Annotated in this window: 4 protein-coding genes; all 4 read right to left on the bottom strand. The window is 68.7% G+C overall.

Annotation, left to right across the window (positions count from 1 at the left end):
- Positions 1-1588 (bottom strand): methyl-accepting chemotaxis protein (locus E4L96_RS24635; protein ID WP_135205343.1); only part of this gene is annotated, 1588 nt, incomplete at its 3' end.
- A 90-nt stretch (positions 1589-1678) separates the two neighbouring features.
- The gene (locus tag E4L96_RS00810; protein WP_135205342.1) at positions 1679-2965 is read right to left on the bottom strand and encodes an amino acid deaminase; all 1287 of its coding nucleotides are present in this window, start codon (positions 2963-2965) and stop codon (positions 1679-1681) included.
- 59 nt (positions 2966-3024) lie between these two features.
- Positions 3025-5079, bottom strand: coding sequence for a hybrid sensor histidine kinase/response regulator (locus tag E4L96_RS00805; protein WP_135205341.1), 2055 nt, complete (start codon positions 5077-5079; stop codon positions 3025-3027).
- 97 nt (positions 5080-5176) lie between these two features.
- Positions 5177-7144 (bottom strand): glycoside hydrolase family 2 protein, encoded by a 1968-nt coding sequence (locus E4L96_RS00800; RefSeq protein ID WP_229414166.1) that lies wholly within the window; start codon positions 7142-7144, stop codon positions 5177-5179.
- Positions 7145-7545: the final 401 nt, after the last annotated feature.

Here is a 7545-nt window from a genome sequence, read left to right as displayed (position 1 = left end):
GGCCCGGCCGACGGCGCGGGGCGCCCGCAGCAGCGTGACCCGGCGTCGCGGCCTGCAGCTTGAACACGCTCACCACGCCCGACAGCTTGCGCGCCTGCTGCTCCAGCGAACCGGCCGCCGCGGCCGCCTGGTCGACCAGCGCGGTATTCTGCTGCGTCACCGCGTCCATGTGCCCGATCGCCTGGTTCACCTGCTCGATCCCCAGCGTCTGCTCGCGGCTGGCCGTGGCAATCCCGTTCATCAGCTGCGTGGCATGCTCGACGCTGTTGACGATCTCGGACATCGTCGCGCCCGCCTCGTCCACCAGCCGCGCGCCATCCTCGACCTTCTGCACCGAATCCCCGATCAGGTCCTTGATCTCCTTGGCCGCGGCCGCCGAACGCTGCGCCAGATGCCGCACCTCGCCCGCGACCACCGCGAACCCGCGCCCCTGCTCGCCCGCGCGCGCCGCTTCCACGGCCGCATTCAGCGCCAGGATATTGGTCTGGAACGCGATGCTGTCGATCACGCCGATGATGTCCACGATCCGCTTGGACGAGGCGTTGATCGAGCCCATGGTCTCCACCACGCGCGCCACCACCTCGCCGCCGCGCAGCGCCACCTGCGAGGCCGACTCGATGCTCTGGCTGGCCTCGTACGCATGGTCGGAATTCTGCTTGACGGTCGAGGTCAGCTCTTCCATCGACGAGGCCGTCTTCTCCAGCGACGCGGCCTGCTGATCGGTGCGCCCCGCCAGGTCCTGGTTACCGGACGCGATCTGCCCGGACGCGCTGGCGATCGTATCCGCCCCCGTGCGCACCTCGGTCACGATGCGCACCAGGCTTTCGTTCATGTCCTTGAGGGCCTGCATCAGCTGGCCCGTTTCGTCGCGCGAGCTCACTTCGATCTGCTGCGTGAGGTCGCCCGCGGCGACGCACTTGGCGACGCTGACCGCCTGCCCCAGCGGCCCGGAAATCCCGCGCACCAGCCACACGCCGATCGCCGTCGACAGCAGCACCCCCAGCAAAATCCCCGAACTGCAGCTGATGAACACGATGCGGTAAATGGCCTGGTTGCTCTCGAACTCGGTACGCGCAGCCTTCAGTTCGAACTGGATCAGGGCATTGATCCCGTCGCGCACCGGCCCCGCGAGCTGGCGCAGGGGGCCGCGCGCGATCTCGCGGGCGCGGGCGACCTCATGCGCGCGCAGGGCGGCAATGGCCGGCTTCAGGCCCTCGCTTTCGAAGGCGCGATATTTGTCCGACAGCGCCCCGACCAGCGCGCGCTCGTCGGCGCCGACGCTGGCGGTATAGGCTTTCCAACTGCTGTCGATCTCGGCCAGCGCTTTCTCCGCCGAATCGAGCTGGGCGGAGGCGTCGGTGCTGTCGTCCTGCGCGGCCTCAGCCACATCCAGGCGCGTGCGTTCGATCAGCCAGACCACGCGGTCGAGCTGGGTCATGGGCACCAGGCGGTGTTCGTAGTTGGCCTTGAGCGAGTCGTTGGCGAAATACAGGCTGGTCAGGCCGATGACCCCGCCTGCGATCAGCAGGCAGGACAGGAAGCCGATCACAAAGATCAGCCGGGATTTGATGGTGACATCGCGCAGCATGCAGAACTCCAATTCAGGCTCAAGCCAAGATTGGTTGATTCTAGGCAATATCCGCGTGGTTAAACCTTGATCTGGATCAAAACAGGCGGTTTAGAAGACGGTGTTGACTATCCCGGTCACATGGTAGCTGTCGTCGACAAGCAACAGATGCTGCCACTTGTCGAAGGTGGTGCACGGGTGGGAGATGCCGCAGCCGATCAGGTCGCCAACGCGGACCTCGGCACCCGGCGGCAGGCGCAGATAAGCGTGCTGGTCGTTCATCTTGAAGATCTCCCAGCCTTGCACGGACGTGGGGCCGGCGCCGCCAGCGCCGGGACGGTGCCAGTACAGGGGCAGCGGCAGGTCCATGTCATACGAAGCGTCGCGCTTGCCCATAGTCAGGATGGCAAGGCCAGGCTCGGGCGTGGACTGGACCATGGACCAGACCTCCAGCGCGGGTTGCAGGCCGGGGCCGTCCAGCACGGGCGTGCGGGCGTCGAGTTCGGCGATGGCATCGAAGTAGTGGCAGTGGTCGCGGGTCAGGTAGCAGCCGCTGCGCAGGATGGGGAGCACGGCGCGCGTCAAGCCAGCGCCGTGGGCCAGGCCGCGGGCGACCAGGTCAAAGTAGGCGGAACCGCCTGCGGAGATGATGACTTCGTCTTCACCGAAGGCGCCGCGCGCGTCCAGCTCGCGCAGCAGCGCCAGCATGCGGTCGACGAAGGCGGGCACGCCGGCCGCGTCGGTCAGGCCTTCGTAGCCTTCGACGCCGGCCAGGCGCAGCGCGGGCGCGGACTGCAAGGCGCGCGAGACCGCCAGCGCTTCCTCCTGCGTGCGGCAGCCGGCGCGCTTGCCGGGCAGGCCGAGTTCGATCAGCACGGGCAGCGGGCGGTCCAGCCCGGCGAAGGCGGCCGCAAGGCGGGCGACGCCCTCTTCCGAGTCCGCCAGCACCCAGCATTCGAAGGACGGATCCGAGCCCATCAGGGTCGCCAAGGCGGCGAGGTCGGCGGGCGCAACCACCTGGTTGGCAATGATCACGCGGCGCACGCCAATGCGGTACGCCACCTGCGTCTGCGGGACGTTGGCCAGCGTGAGGCCCCAGGCGCCGTTGGCGAGCTGGGCGCCGAACAGTTGCGGGCTCATGGTGGTCTTGCCGTGCGGCGCGAGCTGGACGCCGAAGTGAGCGCAGAAGCGGCGCATCCAGTCGAGGTTATGCTCCAGGGCGCTGGCGCGCAGGACGGCTACGGGATAGCTCACGCTGGCGTCGAGGATGTTCCAGTTCTGAGCGGCGACGTCCGCCTGCGGCACAGGCGCGGTCAGCGGGAGTCCTTTGGCGCCGGGCTGCAGCAGCTGGCGGTCGAAGTCGTCGAGGCGGAGGTTGCCGGTGGGGAGTCGGGACACGTCGAGGTTCCTGTCGAAAAGCGAAACCCGCACTGTATCACCGGCACGCGCCGCCGCGCTCAGCCCTCCGGCTCCGGCACTCCATGCGGCAAAATGCGGTTGAGGTCGGTGAGCGTGATCGGCTTGGTCAAGTGCACGTCGAACCCAGCCGCGCGGCTGTCGGCGCGGTCCTTCTCGCTGCCCCACCCGGTCAGCGCCACCAGCGTCATGTTGGCCAGCGCCGGATCGCCGCGCAGCGCGCGCGCCACGTCATACCCGCTCATGTCCGGCAGCCCGATATCGAGGAACGCCAGCTCCGGCCGGAACTCCCCCGCCAGCCGGATCGCCTCCACCCCGCTGTGCGCCACGCGAATGTCATGCCCGCCCAGCGCCAGCAACTCGGACAGCATCCCCGCCGCATCCACGTTATCGTCCAGCACCAGGATACGCTTGTGCGTGGCCGGCGGGTCCTCCACCGCCGCCGGCACCGGCCGCATCTCCTGCCGCCGCTCGACGAACGACAGCGGCAAGCGCACCGTGAAGGTGCTGCCCTGCCCCGCCCCCGGACTGGCCACCGTCAGCGTCCCGCCATGCAGCTGCACCAGCTGCTGCGCCAGCGACAGGCCTACACCCATGCCGCCCTGCCGGAACCCGCGCCCGCTCTCGATCTGCGAGAACATGTCGAACACCTTGGGCAGCACCTCCGGCTCGATGCCGATGCCGGTGTCGGTCACGTCGACCACCACCTCCTGCTCCTCGCGCCGGCAGTGCAGGCCGATGCGCCCACCGTGCGGTGTGTACTTAGCCGCGTTGCTGAGCAGGTTGGCCAGCACCTGCGCCAGCCGCACCACGTCCGCCTCCACGAAATACGGTCCACCCTCGCAGCCCGACTCCAGCGTGTGTCCCGCCGACGCAATCTGCTGCTCCGACAGCTCCACCGCCCGCTCGATCACGGCGCGCAGGTCGACGATCTCCTTCTTCAGTTCCAGCTTGCCGTAGCTGATGCGCGAGACATCCAGCAGGTCGTCGATCAGCCGCACCAGGTGCCGCAGCTGCCGCTCCATCGTGTCCCGCACGCGCGCATCGCCCGCCTTCCCCGGGAGGCGCATCAGCTCCAGGCCGGTCTGGATCGCGGCCAGCGGATTGCGCAGCTCATGCGCCAGCGTGGCCAGGAATTCGTCCTTGCGGCGGCTCTCCAGCACCACGGTCTGCTCCGCGCGCTTGATGGCCGTGATGTCGACGAAGGCGCCCACCGCCCCGCGCACCTGCCCCTTCTCGTTGCGCAGCGGGGCAGCCGTGGCCAGCGTGTGCACTACATCGCCGTTGTCGAAGATGAAGTCGATCGGCAGGGCGCGCACGTCCTGCCCCGTGCGGGCCGCGATCTGCATCGGCAGCTCGTGCGGCGCCAGCAGACGGCCATCCAGGTACTCCTTGTACGGCCGCATGTGCGCATGTTCGGATGGATTGGCCGAGGGATTGCTGCCCTGCGCCATGCGCAGCAGCCGTTCGGACTCCGGGTTGCCGATGATGCGGTCGCAGTGCACATCCTGCGAGATGAGGATGGCGGCCGGCGTGGCGAGGCGCACCGCCTCCAGCTCCGCCGCGCGCTGGCGCTCGCGCTCACCGCTGGCGCGCAGCGCATCGTTGAGGCGGGTCTGCTCGGTGATCTCCTCGACGGCCACGTTCAGCCCTTCGACCCGGCCCGTCGGCCCGACGATTGGGTACACGTTCTCCTTCCAGTAGCGCAGCACGCCCGGCATGGCGACGGTCTCGCCGGTGAACACGAGCCCCAACTTGGGCTGGCCGGTGCGCAGCACCTCCATGAACGGCCCCTCCACCTGGGACGCGATTTGCGGCAGCAGCGAGCGCACGGTGCGTCCAATGTGCGCTTCGATCGGGATGCCGTTGAGGTCCGCCAGCAGGCGGTTGATGCGGGTGTAGCGCAGCTCCCGGTCCAGCATCGCCAGGCCGAGTGGCGCATCGAGGTAGGCGCGTTCGAGATCGGACATGCGGGTGGCGAGCGTCTGCCGCTCAGCAAGCAGGCGGCGGTGCGCGCGCCACGTCCAGGCGAGCGCCCCCAGCGCCCCGGCCAGCGCCAGGGCCAGCACGGCGATCCAGACTGTGTCCTCCTGCACCTTGCCCTCCCGTGGACGCGACCCGTCCACGATCTCTGCGATTCACCAGCGATTCACAAGCGGCCCGCGACGGCCGGGCCGCAGCCTGACTTCATGCTTACTTCATCGTCTCGCGCGGAGGCGTGCCACTCGCCGTGCTGGAATGGCCCGGCGTGTCCTCCGGCCCCGGGCTGCCGGGCCGCTCGGCATGATGGCCGCGCACGTCGCCGCTGGCGCCGATGCGCATCCACTCGGCGGGGAAGTTGGTCCCGCGTTTGCCGCGCCATTGCTCGCTGTGGCCGAGCGGATCCACATACCAGTCATACATCATGGCCTCCGGCCCGCGCGTGGCTTCGGCCAGCGCCTCGATCGGCGCCTTGGGCACCCGGCCTTCGGTCAGCAGGCCGTTCTTCTCCAGGAAGGTGTCGGTCAGCTGGGTGTAGCAGAAGCCGGACAGCGGGCGGCAGCGGTGGATGGCCGCCATCAGGGCGCGGTAGCGCGCCAGCAGCTCGTCGCCATCGCGCGCCACGGAATAGCCCCAGCCCTTCGCGTCCTTCCCGCCCATGCAGGCGATGCCGCCAAACTCGGACAGGAACAGCGGCATGTTCGCGCCCGTGAAGCCGTCGATAACCAGCCGCCGGCGCGCCGGGCGCACATGCTCCAGCGTGTACGCCACCTGCTCGCGGGTGGCATAGCGTTCGACCAGCACCTCCGGGTCCGCGTGGTAGTCGTGGATGTTGACGAAGTCCCCGCAGGGCATCTCCCAGCCGTCGTTGCCGACCACAGGGCGCGAGCCATCGAGCGCGCGGGTCATGTGGTACATGGCGCGCACGAAGTCGATCTGGCGGCGGTCGTACATCAGCTCCGGCACGCCCCACGATTCGTTGGTCGGCACCCAGGCCACCACGCAAGGGTGCGAGATGTCGCGTTCCACAAGCTCCTTCCACTCCTCCATCACGCCGTGCACGGTCTCGCTGGAGAAGCCATACGCGGACGGCATCTCGGCCCACACGCACAGGCCCAGCACATCGCACCAGTAAAGCCAGCGCGGGTCCTCGGACTTCTGGTGCTTGCGCGCGCCATTGAAGCCGAGGCGCTTGATCAGCAGGACGTCCTGGCGCAGCTGCTCGGACGAGGCAACCATCAGCGAATCGGGCCAGTAGCCCTGGTCCAGCACCATGCGCAGGTAGTACGGGCGGCTGTTGAGGATGAAGCGGTCGCCGTCCACGCCCACGGTGCGCAGCGCCGTGTAGCTGCTGACGCCATCGAGCATCATCCCGTCCGGCCCGTGCAGGCTGACTTCGGCTTCGATCAGCTGCGGGCTTTCGGGGCTCCACATCCAGTGGGCGCGGGCGTCGTCGATGCCGGGGTCGGGCAGCTGGAAGATGCGCTGCAGGCGCGGGCCGGTGAGGAAGCAGCGGTCCGACACCAGGGTGCGGTCGCCCATGCGCAGGGTGACGTTGAGGGTGCCGTTGAGGGGCACATGGCTGACGTCCGCATCGAGGCGGATCTGCCAGCGCGCCACGTCCGCGGTCCAGCGCAGCGCGGCCACGTGGGCCTTGGCCATCTTTTCCAGCCACACGGTGCGCCAGATGCCGGTGGTGCGCGGGTACCAGATGGAGTGCGGCTCGAGCTGCCAGTCCATCTTGCCGCGCACCTTGTTCATGTCGTGCGGGTCGTCCTCGGCCTGCACCACGATCTCCAGCGCTTCATCCTCGCCCAGGTAGCGCGTGACATCGATCGAGAACGGGCTGTGGCCGCCCTTGTGCTGGATGGCGAAGTGGCCATTGACCCACACGCGGGCGCGGTGGTTGACGGCGCCGAAGTGCAGCATCAGGCGCTCGTCATGGGCGGGGTGCAGGGTGTCGTCCAGGCCGACCTTGCGGCGGTACCAGACGCGCCGCCGGAAGCCCGTGTCGTGCACGCCGCTGGCGCGCGCTTCGGGCGGATAAGGGACATTGATGGTGCGGTCAAACGGGACGGTGACCGGATCGACGAAGACGGCGTCGTCGTCCAGCATGGCATCCCAGGGGCCGTCGAGGCTCAGCCAGCCGGTGCGGCGCAGTTGCGGGCGGGGATAATCCACAGTGGCGTTCCTCCTGTTCCCGTGCGCGCCCGGTGCGCGCGCACAGCGTCAGTTGTTGGGGGTGATGTTATCAGCAGACTCGGCCACACCTGCACGCGGTTGAAACGCCAGGTGGGCGGTGGTTGCAGTGTGCCAGAGCGCGCGGATTTACGCGGCACGCCCGGGTTCAAGCGGAACAGGGTCCGGTGCGCCACGGCACGGAAATTGGATTACGATAGAGCCAAGCAGCAATAAAACAGGCAAGGCGCACAGCAGGACCACACCACAAGGCGGAAAGCCACGGAGGAGAACATGAAGCGACTGCTTGCGGCAGCAGTGCTGGCCAGCGGCATGGCCGGCACATCGGCGGCGACGCCCGGGCCGATCGGGCCGGGCGCGGTGCCGCTGGACGGCTGGGACCG

The organism is Zemynaea arenosa, assembly GCF_004614185.1.
Taxonomy (GTDB): Bacteria; Pseudomonadota; Gammaproteobacteria; order Burkholderiales; family Burkholderiaceae_D; genus Telluria; species Telluria arenosa.
This window is presented reverse-complemented; position numbering and strand designations above follow the sequence as displayed.